The following is a 1,271-nucleotide window of genomic DNA, read 5'->3' as shown; positions in this document are numbered from 1 at the left end:
CTTTGACAGTGCGCAAGGGAGGGCTTGGCAGAGCGAGCAACCCAAGGCATACTTATTGTCGAAATCAAAAAGGGAGGGGATAAAGCCCCGCTTGAGAGGAAGTCTTTTATGGTTACGCAGTCTCGCCTGCACCTGGTTTCGTGGTTTTTGCCGGTATCGGCCCTGCTTGGCGCAGGCTCGACCGCCACCGCGCAGGATCATGCCCATGCCGACATTCCGGCGGAGGCGGCTCCTTCGGTGCGGTTGCTCAGCTGGTCCGATCCCTCGGCCTGGCCCGACGGCAAGGTGCCGGTCGAAGGCGATGCGGTGGCAATCACCCGCGATATGGACGTGGTGCTCGACGTTGATGCGCCGGGTCTGCGGAGCCTGACCATCCAGGGCAGGCTGACATTCTCCGACGAGCGCGATATCAGCCTTGAGAGCGAGTGGATCTATGTTCCGGGCGGTTCATTGACCATCGGCACGGCGGACAGTCCGCACAGGCACAACGCCGCGATAACGCTGACCGACAATGTGCCCGGCGAAGACATCAACACCATGGGCGACCGGGGCATCATCCTGATGCGCGGCACGCTCGACCTGCACGGCAGCCGGAGCCATAGCTGGACCAGGCTGGCCGCCACCGCCGAGAGGGGCGCGAGGAGCATAAGCCTGCTCGACGCGGGCGACTGGCGCGTGGGCGACGAGATCGTCCTCGCCTCGACCGATTTCAATCCGCGCCAGGCAGAGCGCCGCACCATTACCGCTGTCAACGGCAACACCATCACCATCGATGCGCCGCTGGAGTATATGCATTTCGGCGAGATTACCTTCGGCGTGGACCAGCGTGGCGAGGTCGGCCTGCTCAGCCGCAACATCAAGGTGCAGGCTTCGGAAGATGCCGCGACCAGCTACATCGGCGGGCATATCATGGCGATGGCCGGGTCGCAGATCCGTGCGGACGGCGTCGAGCTCAACCGCATGGGCCAGCACCTGGAGCTGGCGCGCTATCCGGTCCATTTCCACATCCTTGGCGAAGGCGCGGGCCAGTATGTTCGCAACTCCGCGATTTACGATACCTTCAACCGCTGCGTGACGGTGCACGGCACCAACAATCTGCGGATCGAGAACAACGTGACCTACAACACCGTCGGTCACTGCTTCTTCATGGAAGACGGGATCGAGACGGGGAATGAATTCATCAGGAACCTGGCGATCCAGACCAAGTGCCATCCGACACTGGACTGCGTGCCGACGAACCTCGCCGCCAACGGCGAGATCAACAATCCGTA

At 62.3% G+C, this 1,271-nt stretch carries 1 protein-coding gene; it reads left to right on the top strand.

What is annotated here, in order from left to right:
• Positions 1-108 precede the first annotated feature (108 nt).
• Positions 109-1,271 (top strand): G8 domain-containing protein (locus M3P36_RS15045; RefSeq protein ID WP_249704524.1); only part of this gene is annotated, 1,163 nt, incomplete at its 3' end.

The organism is Altererythrobacter sp. KTW20L (assembly GCF_023501975.1).
In the GTDB taxonomy this organism is placed as follows: domain Bacteria; phylum Pseudomonadota; class Alphaproteobacteria; order Sphingomonadales; family Sphingomonadaceae; genus Alteraurantiacibacter.
The sequence above is the reverse complement of the archived record's forward strand: the minus strand, read 5'-3'. Positions and strand labels throughout refer to the sequence as shown.